15 protein-coding genes are annotated in these 16,993 nt (G+C 72.7%); 6 read left to right on the top strand and 9 right to left on the bottom strand.

Annotation, left to right across the window (positions count from 1 at the left end):
- The 4 genes from ACXJKG_RS02390 to ACXJKG_RS02375 form a co-directional block, all read left to right on the top strand.
- On the top strand, positions 1-1,002 hold a 1,002-nt coding region (locus tag ACXJKG_RS02390), incomplete at its 5' end, for a mannitol dehydrogenase family protein (RefSeq protein WP_456844158.1).
- A gap of 381 nt (positions 1,003-1,383) precedes the next feature.
- On the top strand, positions 1,384-2,547 hold the full coding sequence (locus ACXJKG_RS02385) for a Gfo/Idh/MocA family protein (RefSeq protein WP_456844157.1): 1,164 nt from the start codon (positions 1,384-1,386) through the stop codon (positions 2,545-2,547).
- Complete coding sequence (locus ACXJKG_RS02380) at positions 2,544-3,458, top strand: sugar phosphate isomerase/epimerase family protein (protein ID WP_456844156.1); 915 nt, start codon at positions 2,544-2,546, stop codon at positions 3,456-3,458. The genes ACXJKG_RS02385 and ACXJKG_RS02380 overlap by 4 nt, the downstream gene beginning before the upstream one ends.
- A gap of 62 nt (positions 3,459-3,520) precedes the next feature.
- Entirely contained in the window at positions 3,521-3,871 is a 351-nt protein-coding gene (locus ACXJKG_RS02375) for an SHOCT domain-containing protein (RefSeq protein ID WP_456844155.1), read from the top strand.
- Between the two features lie 15 nt (positions 3,872-3,886).
- On the opposite strand, the gene ACXJKG_RS02370 is transcribed toward ACXJKG_RS02375, so the two are convergent.
- Genes ACXJKG_RS02370 through ACXJKG_RS02360 form a run of 3 tightly spaced genes read right to left on the bottom strand, consistent with a single transcriptional unit; the run spans position 3,887 to position 7,820 of the window.
- Complete coding sequence (locus tag ACXJKG_RS02370) at positions 3,887-5,041, bottom strand: GDSL-type esterase/lipase family protein (RefSeq protein ID WP_456844154.1); 1,155 nt, start codon at positions 5,039-5,041, stop codon at positions 3,887-3,889.
- Positions 5,041-7,062 (bottom strand): FAD-binding protein, encoded by a 2,022-nt coding sequence (locus tag ACXJKG_RS02365; protein ID WP_456844153.1) that lies wholly within the window; start codon positions 7,060-7,062, stop codon positions 5,041-5,043. Before ACXJKG_RS02365 ends, ACXJKG_RS02370 begins: the two co-directional genes overlap by 1 nt.
- Positions 7,062-7,820 carry a 3-ketoacyl-ACP reductase gene (locus ACXJKG_RS02360; RefSeq protein ID WP_456844152.1) on the bottom strand — a complete coding sequence of 253 codons (759 nt, stop codon included), beginning with the start codon at positions 7,818-7,820 and terminating at the stop codon, positions 7,062-7,064. The genes ACXJKG_RS02365 and ACXJKG_RS02360 overlap by 1 nt, the downstream gene beginning before the upstream one ends.
- Before the next feature lie 132 nt (positions 7,821-7,952).
- Here ACXJKG_RS02360 and ACXJKG_RS02355 point away from each other — a divergent pair, with 132 nt between their 5' ends.
- Entirely contained in the window at positions 7,953-8,867 is a 915-nt protein-coding gene (locus ACXJKG_RS02355; protein ID WP_456844151.1) for an AEC family transporter, read from the top strand.
- A gap of 6 nt (positions 8,868-8,873) precedes the next feature.
- On the opposite strand, the gene ACXJKG_RS02350 is transcribed toward ACXJKG_RS02355, so the two are convergent.
- From ACXJKG_RS02350 to ACXJKG_RS02325, 6 genes are all read right to left on the bottom strand, one after another.
- Positions 8,874-9,539, bottom strand: coding sequence for a class II aldolase/adducin family protein (locus ACXJKG_RS02350; RefSeq protein WP_456844150.1), 666 nt, complete (start codon positions 9,537-9,539; stop codon positions 8,874-8,876).
- 166 nt (positions 9,540-9,705) lie between these two features.
- Complete coding sequence (locus tag ACXJKG_RS02345; RefSeq protein ID WP_456844149.1) at positions 9,706-10,479, bottom strand: SDR family oxidoreductase; 774 nt, start codon at positions 10,477-10,479, stop codon at positions 9,706-9,708.
- Between the two features lie 103 nt (positions 10,480-10,582).
- Positions 10,583-12,040, bottom strand: coding sequence for a rhamnulokinase (locus ACXJKG_RS02340; RefSeq protein ID WP_456844148.1), 1,458 nt, complete (start codon positions 12,038-12,040; stop codon positions 10,583-10,585).
- A 97-nt stretch (positions 12,041-12,137) separates the two neighbouring features.
- Positions 12,138-14,171, bottom strand: coding sequence for a bifunctional aldolase/short-chain dehydrogenase (locus tag ACXJKG_RS02335; RefSeq protein WP_456844147.1), 2,034 nt, complete (start codon positions 14,169-14,171; stop codon positions 12,138-12,140).
- Positions 14,168-15,322: an L-rhamnose isomerase gene (gene rhaI, locus ACXJKG_RS02330; RefSeq protein ID WP_456844146.1), complete on the bottom strand. Its 1,155-nt coding sequence runs from the start codon at positions 15,320-15,322 to the stop codon at positions 14,168-14,170. The genes ACXJKG_RS02335 and rhaI overlap by 4 nt, the downstream gene beginning before the upstream one ends.
- Positions 15,319-15,684 (bottom strand): L-rhamnose mutarotase, encoded by a 366-nt coding sequence (locus tag ACXJKG_RS02325; protein ID WP_456844145.1) that lies wholly within the window; start codon positions 15,682-15,684, stop codon positions 15,319-15,321. The genes rhaI and ACXJKG_RS02325 overlap by 4 nt, the downstream gene beginning before the upstream one ends.
- Positions 15,685-15,930: 246 nt before the next feature.
- Here ACXJKG_RS02325 and ACXJKG_RS02320 point away from each other — a divergent pair, with 246 nt between their 5' ends.
- Positions 15,931-16,977 (top strand): LacI family DNA-binding transcriptional regulator, encoded by a 1,047-nt coding sequence (locus ACXJKG_RS02320; protein WP_456844144.1) that lies wholly within the window; start codon positions 15,931-15,933, stop codon positions 16,975-16,977.
- The last annotated feature ends 16 nt before the right edge of the window (positions 16,978-16,993 follow it).

Below are 16,993 nucleotides of genomic sequence, written 5' to 3'. Positions count from 1 at the left end.
ACCGACCCGGCGCCGGCGCGCTCGCCGGTCGGCCTGCTCCTGCGCGGCCTGGCCCTGCGCCGGCGCCGCGACTCCGGCCCGCTCACCGTGGTCTGCTGCGACAACCTCGCGGACAACGGCGCCGTGCTCGGCGCGCTGGTCGGCGCTGCGCTCGACGCCGTCCCGGGCGGGGAGGCTCTGCGGGGGTGGATCGAGGGCTCGGTCCGGTTCCCCGGGACGATGGTGGACCGGATCGTTCCCGCCACCTCCGACGCCCACCGCGACGAGGCGCTCGGGCTCCTCGGCCTGACGGACGCCGGCCTGGTGGTGGGTGAACCGTTCTCGCAGTGGGTCGTCGAGGACTCGTTCGCCGGACCTCGACCGGCGTGGGAGCGCGCCGGGGCCACGCTCACCACCGACGTCGCTCCGTTCGAGCGCGCGAAGCTGCGGGTGCTGAACGCGAGCCACTCGACGCTCGCGTACCTCGGCGCCCTGCGGGGGCACGCGACGATCGCGCAGGCGGTGGCCGACCCGGAGCTGGCCGGTGCGGTCCGCGCGCTGGTGGACGAGGACGTCCTGCCGACCCTGGTGGCGCCTGACGGCCTCGACCTCGCGCGGTACCGGGACGACGTGCTCGAGCGGTTCGCCAACCCGAACACCGGGCACACCACCGTGCAGGTGGCGATGGACGGGTCGCAGAAGCTCCCGCAACGACTGCTCGGCACCGTGCGCGACCGGCTCGCCGCCGGCGCGGTGCCCGTGTCAGCCGCCGGCACGGTCGCCGCCTGGATCGCGTACGTGCACGCGACGACGCAGGGCGACCTGACGGTCGACGGGCGGCGCATCGCGCTCGACGACCCGCTGGCCACCACGCTCGCGGAGGCCGCGGCCGGCCCGCTCGACACGCTCGCGGACCGGATGCTCGCCGTCCGCCCGGTGTTCGGTGACGACCTGGCGGACTCGACGCCGTTCCGGGTCGCCGTGCGCGCGGCCGTCGCGGACCTGGTCACCGTCCGCACCTGACCTCGGCCGATCGCGCCACCGAGCCGAGGCTTGGTTGCAGACTTCGTCGCGGTTGGGGGTTGGGCGACGACTTCGTCGCGGTTGGGGCTTGCGCGACGACTTCGTCGCGGTTGGGGCTTGCGCGACGACTTCGTCGCGGTTGGGGCTTGCGCGACGACTTCGTCGCGGTGTGAGGCTTGGTTGAAGACTTTGTCGCGCCTGGCGCGACGAAGTCTTCACCTAGATGACCTCTCCCCCCGCGCCTGGCCGGGTCGAGTCGGGCCGAGTCGGGTCGGGCCGCCCGCCTCATCCCCTTGACGCGACCGGACCGGGATGCGCTACATTGGAAAGCGCATTCCACTCCGACCGACAACGCGGTCCCGAACCCTCGGAGCAGCACCCATGACCACTCGCACCCTGCGCATCGGGATGAACGGCATCACCGGTCGGATGGGCTATCGCCAGCACCTCGTCCGCTCGATCCTGTCGATCCGCGACCAGGGCGGGGTCACGCTCGAGGACGGCACGCGGGTGCAGGTCGAGCCGATCCTCGTGGGCCGCAACGCGGAGAAGGTCCGGGAGCTGGCAGAGCTGCACGGGGTCGAGCACTGGACCACCGACGCGGACTCCGTGATCGCGGACCCGACGGTCGACATCTACTTCGACGCGCAGGTGACCAGCCGCCGGTACGAGGCGCTCGCCGCGGCGATGAAGGCCGGCAAGCACGTCTTCACGGAGAAGCCGACGGCCGAGACGCTGGCGGACGCGATCGACCTGGCGCGGCTGCGCGAGAGCACGGGCGTCACGGCGGGCGTCGTGCACGACAAGCTGTACCTGCCGGGCCTGGTCAAGCTGCGTCGGCTGGTGGACGAGGGCTTCTTCGGCCGGATCCTGTCGCTGCGCGGCGAGTTCGGCTACTGGGTGTTCGAGGGCGACGGCCAGGAGGCCCAGCGACCCAGCTGGAACTACCGCAAGGAGGACGGCGGCGGCATCGTCGTCGACATGTTCTGCCACTGGAACTACGTGCTGGAGGGCATCCTCGGCACGGTCCGGACGGTGAACGCGCAGGCCGTCACGCACATCCCGACGCGCTGGGACGAGCGGGGCGAGGCGTACGACGCGACCGCCGACGACGCGGCGTACGGGATCTTCGAGATCGAGACGCCCGACGGCGACCCGGTGGTCGCGCAGATCAACTCGTCGTGGGCCGTCCGCGTGTACCGCGACGAGCTGGTGGAGTTCCAGGTGGACGGGACGCACGGCTCGGCGGTCGCCGGACTGAACAAGTGCGTCGCCCAGCAGCGCGCGCACACGCCGAAGCCCGTCTGGAACCCCGACCTGCCCGTCACGGAGTCGTTCCGCGCCCAGTGGCTCGAGGTGCCTGCGAACGGCGACCTCGACAACGGCTTCAAGCTGCAGTGGGAGGAGTTCCTGCGCGACGTCGTCGCCGGGCGCACCCACCGGTTCGACCTGCTGTCGGCCGCCCGCGGCGTGCAGCTGGCCGAGCTGGGTCTGCGGTCGTCGGCGGAGGGCCGCCGGCTCGACGTCCCGACGATCACGCTGTGAGCGCGGACCACGCCGTGACCTCCGGACGCGCAGCGACCGGTGACCTGAGCCGGCTGTCCCTGAACACGGCGACCACGAAGTCGTGGACGCTGCGTGAGGCGGTCGACGGCGCCGTGCGCGGGGGCCTGCCCGCCATCGGCCTCTGGCGCGACCGCGTGCACGAGGCGGGTGTCACCGAGTCGGCCAAGATCGTCGCCGACGCCGGTCTGCGCGTCTCGTCGCTGTGCCGCGGCGGCTTCCTCACCGCGGAGGACGACGCCGACGCCAAGGCCGCGCTCGACGACAACCGCCGCGCGATCGTCGAGGCGGCGACCCTGGGCACGCGCGAGCTGGTCATGGTCGTGGGCGGCCTCCCGGCGTCCACCGAGCCCGGCCGTCCGGCGCGGCCGGGGACGGGTGGGCGCGACCTGGTCGCCGCCCGGGGGCGGGTGGCCGACGGCATCGGGGAGCTCGCTCCGTTCGCGGCCGGGCACGGCGTGCGGCTCGTGCTGGAGGCGCTGCACCCGATCTTCGCCGCCGACCGGGCGGTCATCTCGACGCTGGGCCAGGCCCTCGACATCGCGGAGCCGTTCCCGGCGGACGTCGTCGGCGTCGTCGTCGACACGTACCACGTGTGGTGGGACCCGGACCTGCGCCGGCAGATCGCGCGGGCCGGCGCGGCGGGCCGGATCGCCGGCTACCAGGTGTGCGACTGGATCCTGCCCCTGGCGTCCGATGCCCTGCTGTCCCGCGGGCACGTGGGCGACGGCTTCATCGACTTCCCGACGATCACGCGGTGGGTGGCCGAGACCGGCTACACGGGCGACGTCGAGGTGGAGATCTTCAACCAGTCGGTCTGGGACGCGCCCGGCGACGAGACGGTCGCGACGCTCTCGGCGCGCTACCTGGAGCACGTCCAGCCATTCCTCTGACGGGCGGGGGTCGCCGCCGCTAGCGTGTGTCGACGTCGACGCCGACCGCCGGAGGACCCGCGATGGACCCGCTCGCCCCCACAGCCTTCGACGCGACGTTCAGCGCGGCGGCGGTCATCATCCCGATCATCATCGTCTTGGGGATCGTCTTCTCGGTGGTGACCGCCGTCCGCAAGGCGTCGGTCCTGCGGAAGGCGGGCCTCGACCCGTTCACGGCGGAGGCCCAGCTTCTCGCCCAGGCCCGGACGAGCCGGCTGCTCGCTCCCGAGCGGGCGTCCGACCGTGCACCCGAGCACCCGAGCGACCGCTCAGCGGAGGCCAGGCTCGCGGAGGCCCAGGACCTGCACGATCGCGGCCTGATCACGGCCGACGAGCTCGGAGAGATCCGCCAGCGCATCATCGACGGGCTCTGAGGACGACGCGGCGACCTACGCCAGCACGTCCCCGAGCACCGCGCCGAACCGCTTCCCGATCAGCCGGTGCGCCGCCGCGTCGGGGTGCATGAGGTCGCGCATCGGCAGGTCGTCCCAGTCGGGCCAGCCGTAGAGCGAGGTGCCGTCGACGTAGGTGAGGGCCGCGTCGGCACGCGACGCGACCACGGCCGCGAGCGCCGACCGGATCACCGTGAGCGAGAGCTTGCCGGCCGCGACCTCGGACGGGTGACCGAGGGTGCGGAACACCGACGGGTCCGCCGGGTCGAGGGAGGTCGGACCCGGGGTGGTCTCGACGAGCGGGCACAGCAGGGGCGAGACGACGACGAGCGGCGTGGTCGGATGACCCTCGCGGATGGTGTCGAGGAACCCGTGCACCGCCGGGACGAACGCCCGCAGGCGCATGGCGTCGTGGTTGACCACGTTGATGCCGAGCTTGAGCGAGACGATGTCGGCGGGCTGGTCCCGGACGGCGCGCGCGACGAACGGGTCCAGCACGGCGTTGCCCGAGAACCCGAGGTTGACCAGGTCGAGCCCGGCGGCACGCGCGGCGACCGTCGGCCAGGCGCCGAGGGCCGACGCCGCGCCGGCGCCGTGGCTGATCGACGAGCCGTGGTGCACCCATCGGGGGCGGTCCACCGGTCGGGGCGTCGAGACCGGCGCGTCGGTGCTGAGCGCGACGAGCCGGGTGGTCTCCCCCGGCGGCAGCCAGATCTCGACGTCCCGCTCGCTGGTGCCGTCCCCGCCGAGCACGAGGTGGACGGTGCCGGGCGGCCCGGGCAGCTCGACGGTCGTGCCGGCGAGTGGCTCGAGCAGCAGCACGCCGGCCTCGGACGCGACGGCCGACGACTGCGGCACGACCGCCCCGTCGACCAGGACGTCGTACGGCTGGGGCGCTCCCGGCGGCGCGTGCTCGACGGCGACCCGGAGCACCCGGACGGTCAGGTCGGCCGTGCGCGCGGCGGTCCGAAAGCGCAGGCGGACACCGGCGGGCTGCGCCTCCACCATGGCCATGAAGCCGTCGGGGAACTGACGTCGCGCCCACGCCGGGAGCCGGTGCGGGAGCACGCCGTCGAGGGACTCCTCGAGCCAGGCAGCGCCGCGGATCTCGACGCGCGGATCGGGCAGCGGGATCGTGGCCGGGAACCCCATCAGAGGACGTTCCCGTGCTCGCGGAACTCGCGCCACACGTTCTCGAAGAAGTCGTCGTCCTCGGGGATCGGCCGGCGCGGCCGCCAGCGGAACACGGGCTCGCCGGCGGGGTCGTCGGACGCCCGCGGGACGACCGGGCGCCATCCACGAGCCGGCACCCACGACGTCTCCTGCACCTCGTCGTCGAGTGCGCCGGCGTCCAGCGTGAACCGGAAGACGTCCGGGAGGGCGGGCAGCCCGTGCGGGAGCTCGCCGGCGGGGTCGGTGTAGAGCACCGAGCCGCGGGACCGCCCGCCGTGCGCGACGTAGTCGGCCATTGCCGAGAGGTACACGTACGCGCTGGTCAGGATGTCGCGGACCAGGAAGACCCGGTTGATCGAGCGGCGCGAGGAGGCATCGGCGGAGACCGTGGACTCGTACGCGGTGAGCCACTCGTGCACCTGGGCCAGGGCCTCGTCGATCGACGCGGCGGAGCGGACCGGGCCGGCCTTCGCGCTCATGAGCACCTGGACCTCGCGCAGGAGGTCGCCGGTGTTGTCGGGGATGCCGGAGTCCGCGCGCGCCGACGACGCGGCGACCAGGTCCCGGGCGGCCTCGAGGACGGGGATGGCGGCGTCGTCGAAGGGCGCGGGTGCCGACGCGCGTCGCGCCGCGATGAACTGCGCCGCCCTGGTCGCGCCCACCTGCCCGCTGTTCAGCGCCGCGCCGCCGGGCCGGTAGACMCCGTGCGCGCCGCCCGCCTCGCCGACCGGGAAGAAGCCCTCGACGTTGGACTGCCACCAGGCGTCCACGACGAGCCCGCCGTTGTTGTGCTGCGCGCAGACGTCGACCTCGAGCATCGTCGTCTCGAGGTCCACGTACGGGTTCTTGCCCAGGTAGAACTGGTACGCGGGCTCGTTCATGCGCCGCAGCCGCTCGATCGGCGTCCCGAACAGCACGCCCGCGCGGTCGAGGTAGTCGTGCGCCTCAGGGCTGAGCGCGGTCGGGTCGAGCTCCGCATGCACCGGGTTGCGCCGGAAGTCGAGGAACACCCGCCGCCCGCGCAGCACCGTCTCGCGGTAGACCAGCAGGTCGATCAGCGACGAGCCGTCGCGCGCCTTCCGGATGTCGAACGGCCATTGGTACCCCTTGAGGAACACCAGCGACATGAGCCGCCCGTAGTCGGGGATGGTCTCCGTCAGGAACTCGCGCTCGTCCCCGCCGTCAGCATCCGTCGACACGAAGCGCGGGATGACCTGCATGTACGTGCCGGACACGTTCCAACGGGGGTGGGTCGAGGCCAGGCCGAACTGCCACTCGGTGAGGTTCTTGCCGTGCACGCCCGCGCGGTAGGCGGCGCCGGACGCGCCCCACTGGCCGTTCGGGAAGACGCGTGTCGCGTACATCCCGGCCGGTCCGCCGGTCGCGTAGACGAGGTTGGTGCAGCGGAACAGCAGGAACGGGCTCTCGGCGCCGTCGTGCGGGACGTCGGTCCGGAGCACCAGCAGCCCGGCGACCGCGCCGTCCTGGACGATCACGTCCACCACGCGGCACTCGTCGTAGATCCGCGTGCCGTTGCGGTGGACCTTCTTCTCCAGCTGCTCGACCATCGACCGGCTGGTGTACGGCCCGACGGACGTGGCCCGACGCCGCGGGTCGTGGTCGGTCTTGTAGCCGATGAACTCGCCGTACCGGTTCTGCGGGAACGGGACGCCGAGGTCGCACAGGCGCAGGAACCCGCGGGCGCTCAGGGCGGCCTCGGCGAGCGCGTTGTCGCCGTCCATGGCGCCGCCGGAGTAGAGGGTCTCGGCCATCTCCCGCACGGAGTCGCCGTCGCCGCCCGAGAGCGTGAGCTTGTAGTACGTCTGCTTGTCGGACCCGGCGTTCCGCGACGAGCCCGCGTTGACCTTGTCGGCGACCATGACGAGATCGGTCTGGCCCAGCTCCCACAGGCGGTCCGCCGCGCAGAAGCCGGCCGAGCCGGTGCCGACGACGACCGTGTTCACGGTGACGACGGGGACGCCGTCCAGCTCAATCGACATCACAGCACCGGGATGTGCATGCCGCCGTCGACGTGGAACACCTCGCCGGTGGAGTACGGGGTCTGGCCGGAGGCGAGGATCGAGACGGCGCCTGCGACGTCGGACGGCCTGCCCCAGCGGTTGATCGGCGCGAGCCCGTTCTCGATCATCGCGTCGTACTTCTCGGTCACGCCCGCGGTCATGTCGGTGGCGATGACCCCGGGTCGGACCTCGTAGACGACGATCCCCTCGGGGGCCAGGCGGACCGCGAACAGCTGGGTGGCCATGGCGACGCCCGCCTTGGAGACGCAGTAGTCGCCGCGGTTGGTGGAGACAGCAGTGGCGGAGATGGACGAGACGTTGACGATGGTGGCCCGAGGGAGACGGTCCGCCCCGAGCGCGATGACCCTGTTCGCGAACGTCTGCGTGAGGAAGTACGGCCCGCGCAGGTTGATGCCGAGCACCCGGTCGAAGCTCTCGGGGCCGGCCTCGAGGAGGTCCGCCCGCACGGCGGGAGCGACCCCGGCGTTGTTCACGAGCAGGTCGAGGCGACCCCAGGCCTCGACCGCGTCGTCGACGAACCGGGCGTGGTCCTCGAGGTCGGCCACCGAGCCGCGCACGTAGCGCACCCGACCGGGCGCGTCCAACGACTCCAGCAGCTCGGTCGGCTCCTCGCGCGTGGCCAGGATCGACACGGCGAAGCCGTCGGCGAGCAGCCGTTGCGTGATCCCGAGGCCGATCCCCCGATTGCCCCCGGTGACCAGTGCGACTGCCGGCATCGTTGCCTTCCCTCGTGTGCGGGACGCGCGCGTGACCTGCGCGTCCCCCCGATCGTGCCACGCGGGCCGCGGTCGAGGCAAGCGCTTTCCGGCTGAAGAACCGCGTGCGAGGATCGGGCACGTGATCTCCCGATGACCGCCGTGCTCACGGCGCTGGGCACCATGGGCGCGGTCATCGCGCTCGGCTGGGTGCTCGCCCGGCGGGGCGTCCTCGGCGAGCGCGCCGCGCCCGTGCTCGCCCGGGTCGTGTTCGCCGTGGCCACCCCCGCGCTCCTGGTCACCACGGTCGCGCACGCCGACCTGCACCTGCTGCTGTCGCGGACGGCCGTGGTCACGTGGACGTCGACCGCGACGGTCGCCCTCGTCGCGGTGCTGGTGCTCCGGGCTGCCTGGCGCCGGTCGTCGGCCGACGTCACCGTGGGCACGCTCGCCTCGTCGTACGTGAACGCGGGCAACCTTGGGCTCCCGCTGGCCGTCTACCTGCTCGGGGACGCCGTCGCGGTCGTCCCGACGCTGCTGTTCCAGCTGCTGGTCCTGGCGCCCGTCGCGTTCGCGGTGCTCGACGCCCGCACCGGTCCGCTGCGGCCCGGACCGGTCCTGCGGCGCACGTTGAGCAACCCGATCATCGTCGCGACCCTGGTCGGCCTGGTCCTGGCGGCCCTGCCCTGGCGACTGCCGGAGGTGGTCTTCGAGCCGTTCCGGCTGGTCGGCGCCGCCGCCGCGCCGCTCGCGCTGCTCACGTTCGGCATGTCGCTGGCCGTGCCGCGGACGGTCGACACCGCCGCTCCCCGGGGCGACCTCGTCCTGGCCGTCGCGCTGCGCACGGTCGTGCAGCCGGTGCTGGCGTGGGCGCTCGGCACCGCGCTCGGCCTCCCGCCGCACGCCCTCCTCGCCGTCGTCGCCATGGCGGCGCTGCCGACGGCACAGAACGTCCTCGTCTACGCCATGYAGTACCGGCACGGCGAGGCGCTCGCGCGGGACGCCGGCCTCGTGACGACCGTGCTGTGCGTACCCGTGCTCCTCGTGGTGGCCGGCACCCTGGGCTGACTCGCGTCAGGGCAGGCGCGCTCCCTCCGGGATCGCGATGCGGTCGTAGACGAGGACGTTCGGCGACCCGGCCAGGCTCGCGCGGTGGAGCACCTCGGCGTTCTCCTCCACGGCCACCGCCACCTTGAACGCGAGCTTCAGCGAGCTTCCGACCGCGAGCAGGCCGTGGTTCGCCCACACGACGGCGTTGACGTCGTCGCCCATCAGCTCGGCGCTGCGGCGCCCGAAGTCGGCGTTGGTGGAGAACTCGAACGGCATGACCGGGATCGGGCCCTTGGCGTACAGGACCATGTTGAGCAGCACCGGATCGATGGTCCGACCGAGCACGCCCAGCACGTTCACGAACGTGGACTCGGTGTGGACGACCGCCTGCGCGTCCGGCCGGCGCGCGTAGTGGGCGAGGTGGACGGGCAGCTCGGTCGACGGGAGGAGGTCGCCCTCGAGCACGGTGCCGTCCATGGCGACGACGACCAGGTCGTCCGGGGTCATCACGTCGTAGCGCACGTCGGACGGGGTGATGACGATCGCCTCGGTGCCGTCGGGAGCGGTCAGGCGGACGCTGATGTTGCCCTGCGTGTTGAAGTTCAGGCCGCAACGGACCGACTCCCGGCAGTAGTACAGGATCTCCTCGCGCACCCGGGAGGTCGCGCGGGTCGGCGTCGCCATCAGCATGTCGGGGGCCTCTCGGTCGGGCGGTGAATCCTTTCAACCAGCATCCCGCGGGCCGACGGGGGCAACGAGGGACCTTCGTCCCCGACCGGGGCGCCCGGTCGGTTGCACGATGGCACGACCGGCGCGCGGTCCCGTCCGCAGCGGTACCTCGCGCCGGTCTCCAGCCTCACCAGGTGCTGTCGCCCCGGATCACCGCGTCCGAGCCGCCGTCGACGAAGACCAGCTGACCGCACAGGTGCGTGTTCTCCTCGCTGACCAGCCACGCCAGCAGGCGGGCCGGGACCTCGGCCTGCATGTACCCGTGCAGCGGCATCGGCACCATCTCCGCCATCGCGACCCGCTGCTCGTCGGTCGCCAGCAGGTCGGCCGTCATCGGCGTCTCGACGATCCCGGGGCCGATCCCGTTGAGCGGGATGCCCGCGCCGGCCCACTCCGGCGTCGCGGCGACCCGGCGCATCCACCGGCTGAGCGCGACCTTGCTCGACGCGTAGACGAGGTCGCCGTGGCCGGCGTCGACCACCTCGTGCGCGCGGGCCATCGCCTTCGTTTCGTCGCCGGCCAGAGCGGCGTCGACCAGCAGCTCGTCGTGCGGCATGAGGCTCGCCATCGAGCTCGTGAGCACCGCGCGGGGAGCGTCCGAGCCGAGCAGCAGCGGCCGGAGGCCCTCGAGGGTGGCCAGCGCGCCGAAGTAGTTGACGGCCATGGTCGCGGGGATCGGCAGGGCCAGGCCGGCGTTCGCGACGACCGCGTCGATCGTCCCTCCGCTGAGCTCCCGAACCTGCTCGACCAGGCTCGCGCGGCCCTGGACGGTGGTGAGGTCGACGATCACGTCCGCGTCGTGGAGGTCCACCCCGATGACCCGCTCGCCGCGATCACGCAGGATCTCTGCGGTCGCGAGCCCGATGCCCGATGCCGATCCGGTGACGACGACGGTGCGCATGACGACTCCTTCGGGACAGGGCCCGACGCCATCGAGGGGCCTCGTCTCCACGCTAGGAAGCGCGCGCGTGCCCGCCTATGGACCTTCGTCCCGCGCTCGCGAGTCAGCCCACCCGCTGCTCCGCCGAGTCCCACTGCGCCTGCGTGGGGCCGCCGGTCGTGCCCGGCTCGTACCGGCGCAGGTCGAGCCCGCGCGCACCGACCGACCGCAGGTCCCCGAGCCCCCCGGACAGCACCCCGGCCGCCCGCGCCTGGACCAGCACGTTCCCCAGCGCGGCCCCCTCGACCGGACCGGCGACCACCGGCAGCCCGGTCGCGTCCGCGGTCAGCTGGCAGAGCAGCTCGTTGCGCACGCCCCCGCCGACCACGTGCACCACGGACACGTCGCGCGAGGCGAGCGCCGCCGCCTGCCGGACGGCCCGGCGGTACGCCAGCGCGAGCGAGTCGAGGATGCACCGCACGGTCTCGGCCTGCGACTGCGGCGGCGTCTGCCCGGTGCGGACGGCCTCGGCGGCGACGCGCGCGGGCATGTCCCCGGGCGGCAGGAACGCCGGTCCGTCGATGTCCACGACGGTGGTCAGCGCCGGGACCCGGGCCGCGGCGGCGAGCAGGTCGGGCAGGTCCGCGGGCAGGCCGGCCTCGTTCCAGGTGCGGATCGACTCCTGCAGCACCCACAGGCCCATGACGTTGCGCAGGTACCGCACGGTCCCGTCGACGCCGGCCTCGTTGGTGAAGTTCGCGGCGCGACTCTCCTCCGTGAGCACCGGCCGGTCCAGCTCGAGCCCGACCAGCGACCAGGTGCCGCAGGAGATGTACGCGAAGTCGCTGCCCGACGCCGGCACCGCGACCACCGCGGACGCCGTGTCGTGCGACCCGACCGTCCACACGGGGACCGACCCCGGCAGCCCGACATCGTCGCGCACACGGCCGAGCAGGACCCCGGCGTCACGCAGCGGCGGGAGCAGCCCGGGGTCCAGGCCCAGCCGCTCGGCGAGATCCGGCGCCCAGGAGCGGGTGGTCGCGTCGAGCAGGCCGGTGGTCGACGCGTTGGTCACCTCGGCGACGCGTTCGCCGGTGAGCCAGAAGCCGAGCAGGTCGGGGATCAGCAGCAGCTGCCGCGCGTGCGCGAGCGCGGCCGTGCCCTGCGCGGCGACCAGCTGGAACACCGTGTTGAACGGCTGCACCTGCAGCCCGGTGCGCGCGTACAGCTCGGCGGCCGGGATCGTCGCGAACACCGTCGACGGCACCCCGTCCGTCCGGGCGTCCCGGTAGTGGAACGGGGTGCCGAGGAGCGCCCCGTCGGCGTCGAGCAGCCCGTAGTCGACGGCCCACGAGTCGATGCCGATGCCGTCGAGCGCCCCGGCCTCCCGAGACGCCGCCCGCAGCCCGTCGAGGATCCCCCGGTAGAGCCCGAGCACGTCCCAGTGCAGCGAGCCGCCCACCCGCACGGGTCCGTTGGGGAACCGGTTGACCTCGTGCAGGGTCACGCGCTCGTCGGCGACGGTCCCGACGATGACACGGCCGGAGGACGCCCCGAGATCGACCGCGGCGAACGCGCTCACCGGCTCGCCTCGCCCGCGAGAACGTCACTTCGCCGCGAGAACGGCAGTTCATCGTGACGTTCTCGCGACGAAGTGACGTTGTCGGCGCCGGGCCGCCTCATCGCAGGAAGGCTGCTGCCACGCCCGAGTCGACCGGCACGTGCAGGCCGGTGGTCTGCACCAGGTCCGGGCCGGTCAGGGCGAACACCGCGGCGGCCACGTGCTCCGGGAGCACCTCGCGCTTGAGCAGCGTGCGCTGGGCGTAGTACGCGCCCAGCTCGGACTCCGGCACCCCGTAGGTGGCCGCGCGCTGGGCGCCCCAGCCGCCGGCGAAGATGCCGGACCCGCGCACGACACCGTCGGGGTTGACGCCGTTCACGCGGATGCCGAAGGCGCCGAGCTCGGCCGCGAGCAGCCGGACCTGGTGCGCCTGGTCCGCCTTGGTGGCCGAGTACGCGATGTTGTTCGGGCCGGCGAACAGCGAGTTCTTCGAGGCGATGTAGACGATGTCGCCGCCCATGTCCTGCGCGATCATCGCCCGCGCGGCCTCCCGGGCCACCAGGAACGAGCCGCGCGCCATGACGTCGTGCTGCAGGTCCCAGTCGCGGGCCGTGGTCTCCAGGAGCGGCTTGGAGATGGACAGGCCGGCGTTGTTGACGACGAGGTCGATGCCGCCGAACGCGAGCGACGTGGCCGCGATCAGGTCCGCCACCTCGGCCTCGGACGTCACGTCGGCCCGCACCGCGACGGCCACGTCCGGACCGCCCAGCGACGCGGCGACCTCCTGGGCCCCCTCGAGGTTGAGGTCCGCGATGACCACGCAAGCCCCCTCCGCGGCGAGGCGCTCGGCGATCGCGCGCCCGATGCCCGACCCGGCGCCCGTGACCAGCGCGACGCGGGTAGCCAGCGGCTTCGGCGCCGGCATGCGCTGCAGCTTGGCCTCCTCCAGCGCCCAGTACTCGATGCGGAACTTCTCCGCCTCGTCGATGGGCACGTAGGTGCTGATGGCCTCGGCCCCGCGCATCACGTTGATCGCGTTGACGTAGAACTCCCCGGCCACGCGGGCGGTCTGCTTGTCCTTGCCGAACGAGAACATCCCCACGCCCGGGACCAGCACGATCGCCGGGTCCGCGCCGCGGATCGCCGGGCTGTCCGGGGTCGCGTTGCGGTCGTAGTAGCCCTGGTAGTCGGCCCGGTACAGCGCGTGCAGCTCCTTGAGCCGTCCGACGACGTCCTCCAGCGGCGCGTCCGCAGGCAGGTCCACGACCAGCGGCTTGACCTTGGTGCGCAGGAAGTGGTCCGGGCAGGACGTGCCCAGCTCCGCGAGGCGACCCAGCGCGGCGCGGGACACGAAGTCCAGCACGACCCCGGAGTCGGTGTAGTGCCCTACCTGCGGCCGGTCCGTCGAGGCCAGGCCGCGGATCACCGGCGCGAGGGCGGCCGCGCGAGTGCGGCGCTCGTCGTCGGCGAGCGGAGCCTGCACCACGTCACCGAACGGGTGCGGGCCGGCCGCGAGCTTCTCGGCGATGAACGCCTCCGCGGTCCGCACGATCTCCAGCGAACGCTCCTCGGCCTCGTCCGACGAGTCGCCCCACGCCGTGATGCCGTGCCCGCCCAGGATGCAGCCGATGGCCTGCGGGTTCTTCGCCTTGATCTCCGCGATGTCGAGCCCGAGCTGGAACCCGGGCCGGCGCCAGGGCACCCACACGACCGAGTCGCCGAAGACCTCCTCGGTCAGCGCCTCCCCGTCGGCCGCCGTCGCGAACGCGATCCCCGAGTCCGGGTGCAGGTGGTCCACGTGCACCGCGTCGACCAGCGCGTGCATCGCCGTGTCGATCGACGGCGCCGCGCCCCCCTTGCCGTGCAGGCAGTAGTCGAACGCGGCGACCATCTCGTCCTCGCGCTCCACCCCCGGGTACACGTCGACCAGCGCCCGCAGCCGGTCCAGGCGCAGCACCGCCAGGTTCTTCTCCGTCAGCGTGCCCAGGTCGCCGCCCGAGCCCTTGACCCAGAGCAGCTCGACGTCGTCACCCGTCACCGGGTCCGTCGCCGTGCCCTTGGCCGACGTGTTCCCGCCGGCGTAGTTCGTCGTGCGCGGGTCCGCCCCCAGTCGGTTCGACCGTGCGACCAGCTCTCCTGCGACCGTGCTCATGCTCCCCATCCCGCCTGGTTGCCGCCGACCCGCTCGGCGACGATCTTCTCCGCGTACCCCGACGCCTTGTACGCCCCGATCGGATCGGGGTCGAGGCCCTGCGACTCCCTCAGCTCCGCCAGGAGCGGCCGGACGTCGGTGTTGTACGCGTCCATCAGCTGCCCGTTCGCGCCCAGCACGTCGCCCGTCGTCTGCGCCTCGAGGAGCGCGTCGGCGTCGACCAGCAGCGCCTTGGCCGTCGCCTCCTGGATGTTCATGACCGAGCGGATCTGCCCCGGGATCTTCGGCTCGATGTTGTGGCACTGGTCGAGCATGAAGTTCACGCCGCTCGTCGGTGCCAGGGCGCCCGACTGCACGATCTCGTGCATGATCCGGAACAGCTGGAACGGGTCCGCCGAGCCGACCATGAGGTCGTCGTCGGCGTAGAACCGGGAGTTGAAGTCGAACGCCCCGAGCCGGCCCGCGCGCAGCAGCTGGGCGACGATGAACTCGATGTTGGTGCCCGGCGCGTGGTGCCCGGTGTCCAGCACGACGAACGCGCGGTCCCCGAGCGCCAGGCAGTGCAGCAGCGACGTGCCCCAGTCCGGGATGTCCATCGAGTAGAACGCGGGCTCGAAGAACTTGTACTCGAGGATCAGCCGGTGGTTCGGGTCGAGGGCCGCGTAGATCTCGGCCAGCGAGTCCGCGAGCCGGTCCTGCCGGGCGCGCAGCGAGTCCTGGCCGGGGTAGTTCAGGCCGTCCGGCAGCCAGAGCTTGAGGTCCGTGGACCCCGTCGCGCGCATGACGTCGATGCACTGCAGGTGGTGCGCGACCGCCTTCTTGCGCACGTCCGCGGACGGGTGCGTCAGCGAGCCGAGCATGTAGTCGTCGTCCTGGAACAGGTTCGAGTTGATCGCGCCGATGCTCACGCCCAGCCCGGCGGCGTGGGCGGCGAGGTCGTCGTAGTCGTCGACCAGGTCCCAGGGGATGTGCAGGCTGACGCGCGGGGCGACGCCGGTGAACCGGTGGACCTGCGCGGCGTCGGCGATCTTCTCGTAGGGGTCGCGCGGGACGCCCTGCTGGGCGAACACCTTGAACCGGGTGCCCGAGTTGCCGAACGCCCACGAGGGGAGCTCGATCGTCTGCTGGGCGAGTGCGTCGAGAGTGGTCATGCGCGGAGCTCCTGGGAGTGGGTGGCGAGGCCGGCCGCGAGCAGCTGGTCCTCCAGGTGGAACACCTCGTCGAGGACGCGGAAGCCCTCGTCCGGGTTGCCGTCGGCGACGAAGAAGTCGCTCATCTCGGCCTGCCAGCGCGGGTTCACCGCGGTGCGGGTCATGGCCTCCTGGGCGGCGGCGTAGTCGTCCGTCTCGAGGTAGCCGACGAGCAGTCCGTCGTCGGCGAGGAACAGGGAGTAGTCGCGCCAGCCGGTGTCCCGCAGGGCCTCGAGCATCTCGGGCCAGACGGCGGCGTGCCGGGACCGGTACTCGTCCAGCCGCTCGGGCCGGACGCGGGAGATGAAGCACACGCGGGTCATGGCTGGGCCTCCTGAGATCATCTCGTCGTTGAAACGATTCACGCACTCTAAAGAGGTGTCCTGTCGAGTGTCAAGCCATCCGCGAGCTATCGTGAATCGATTCACGGTCGGGGACCGTACGCACAGGGACGACCGCACGCTCGGGGCGACGCCGCGGGCGGTTCGGCGACAACTAGCATCGGGCGCACGCGCGGCCGCTCTCGCGCCCGCACGCACGCCTGACGATCGACGAGAGGACGACGGTCGATGTCGACGACGACACGGGGACGCGCTGACCGCCGCCCGTCCATCACGGACGTCGCCAAGCGCGCCGGCGTGTCCGTGGGCACGGTCTCCAACGTGCTCAACCGCCCCGACCAGGTCAGCGACTCCACGCGCGACCGCGTCCTGGTCGCCATCGAGGAGCTCCAGTTCGTCCGCAACGCCTCGGCCCGCCAGCTGCGCGCGGGGACCATCCAGACCGTCGGCGCGATCGTCCTGGACATCGCCAACCCGTTCTTCACCGAGGTCGCCCGCGGCGTCGAGGACCGCCTGGCCGTCGACGAGTACACCCTGATGCTGTCGTCCTCCGACGAGGACCCCGAGCGCGAGGCCCGCTACCTGCGGCTGTTCGAGGAGCACGGCGTGCAGGGCGTCCTGGTCACCCCGTCGGCCGGCTCGCTCGACAGCGTGCTGGCCCTGCGCGACCGCGGCATCGACGTCGTGCTGCTCGACACCACCTCGCCGCTCGACGACGTCTCGTCCGTGGCCGTCGACGACGTCCGMGGCGGAGCCCTCGCCGTCGAGCACCTCATCGGGCTGGGCCACACGCACATCGCGTTCATCAACGGGCCGCTGACCATCAAGCAGTGCCAGGACCGGCGCGCCGGCGTGCTCGACGCGCTCACCTCCGCCGGCCTCGACCCCGCCGAGGCCCTGGTCGAGATCACCATCGGGTCGCTCAACGCCGACGGCGGCGAGGCGGGCATYGACGAGCTGTTCGGCCTCGACGGCGCGCGCCCGACCGCCGTGTTCTGCGTCAACGACCTCACCGCCCTCGGCGCCCTGCGCGCGCTGCGGGCCCACGGCGTCGCGATCCCCGGCGAGATGGCGGTGGTCGGGTACGACGACGTCGTCTTCGCGTCGATGCTCACCGTGCCGCTCACGTCCGTCCGCCAGCCGACCCACCAGCTCGGCTGGACCGCCGCGGACCTCCTCCTGCGCCAGCGCTCCGAGGGCGCCGCGTTCCAGCACCAGCGCGTCCAGTTCCAGCCGGAGCTGGTGGTCCGAGGCTCCTCGGACCCGACCGCCTGACGCCGAGCCGGCCCCG

The organism is Cellulomonas sp. P5_C6, from assembly GCF_054049635.1.
Note: the sequence above shows the minus strand (reverse complement) of the source record. Positions and strands in the feature narration are given on the sequence as shown.

What these genes read in the sequence shown, in the direction of transcription:
- ACXJKG_RS02385 (WP_456844157.1), top strand. Translation starts at nt 1,384, where the DNA reads ATGACCACTCGCACCCTGCGCATCGGGATGAACGGCATCACCGGTCGG.
- ACXJKG_RS02375 (WP_456844155.1), top strand. Translation starts at nt 3,521, where the DNA reads ATGGACCCGCTCGCCCCCACAGCCTTCGACGCGACGTTCAGCGCGGCG.
- ACXJKG_RS02370 (WP_456844154.1), bottom strand. Translation starts at nt 5,041, where the DNA reads ATGGGGTTCCCGGCCACGATCCCGCTGCCCGATCCGCGCGTCGAGATC.
- ACXJKG_RS02360 (WP_456844152.1), bottom strand. Translation starts at nt 7,820, where the DNA reads ATGCCGGCAGTCGCACTGGTCACCGGGGGCAATCGGGGGATCGGCCTC.
- ACXJKG_RS02350 (WP_456844150.1), bottom strand. Translation starts at nt 9,539, where the DNA reads ATGCTGATGGCGACGCCGACCCGCGCGACCTCCCGGGTGCGCGAGGAG.
- ACXJKG_RS02345 (WP_456844149.1), bottom strand. Translation starts at nt 10,479, where the DNA reads ATGCGCACCGTCGTCGTCACCGGATCGGCATCGGGCATCGGGCTCGCG.
- ACXJKG_RS02335 (WP_456844147.1), bottom strand. Translation starts at nt 14,171, where the DNA reads ATGAGCACGGTCGCAGGAGAGCTGGTCGCACGGTCGAACCGACTGGGG.
- rhaI (WP_456844146.1), bottom strand. Translation starts at nt 15,322, where the DNA reads ATGACCACTCTCGACGCACTCGCCCAGCAGACGATCGAGCTCCCCTCG.
- ACXJKG_RS02325 (WP_456844145.1), bottom strand. Translation starts at nt 15,684, where the DNA reads ATGACCCGCGTGTGCTTCATCTCCCGCGTCCGGCCCGAGCGGCTGGAC.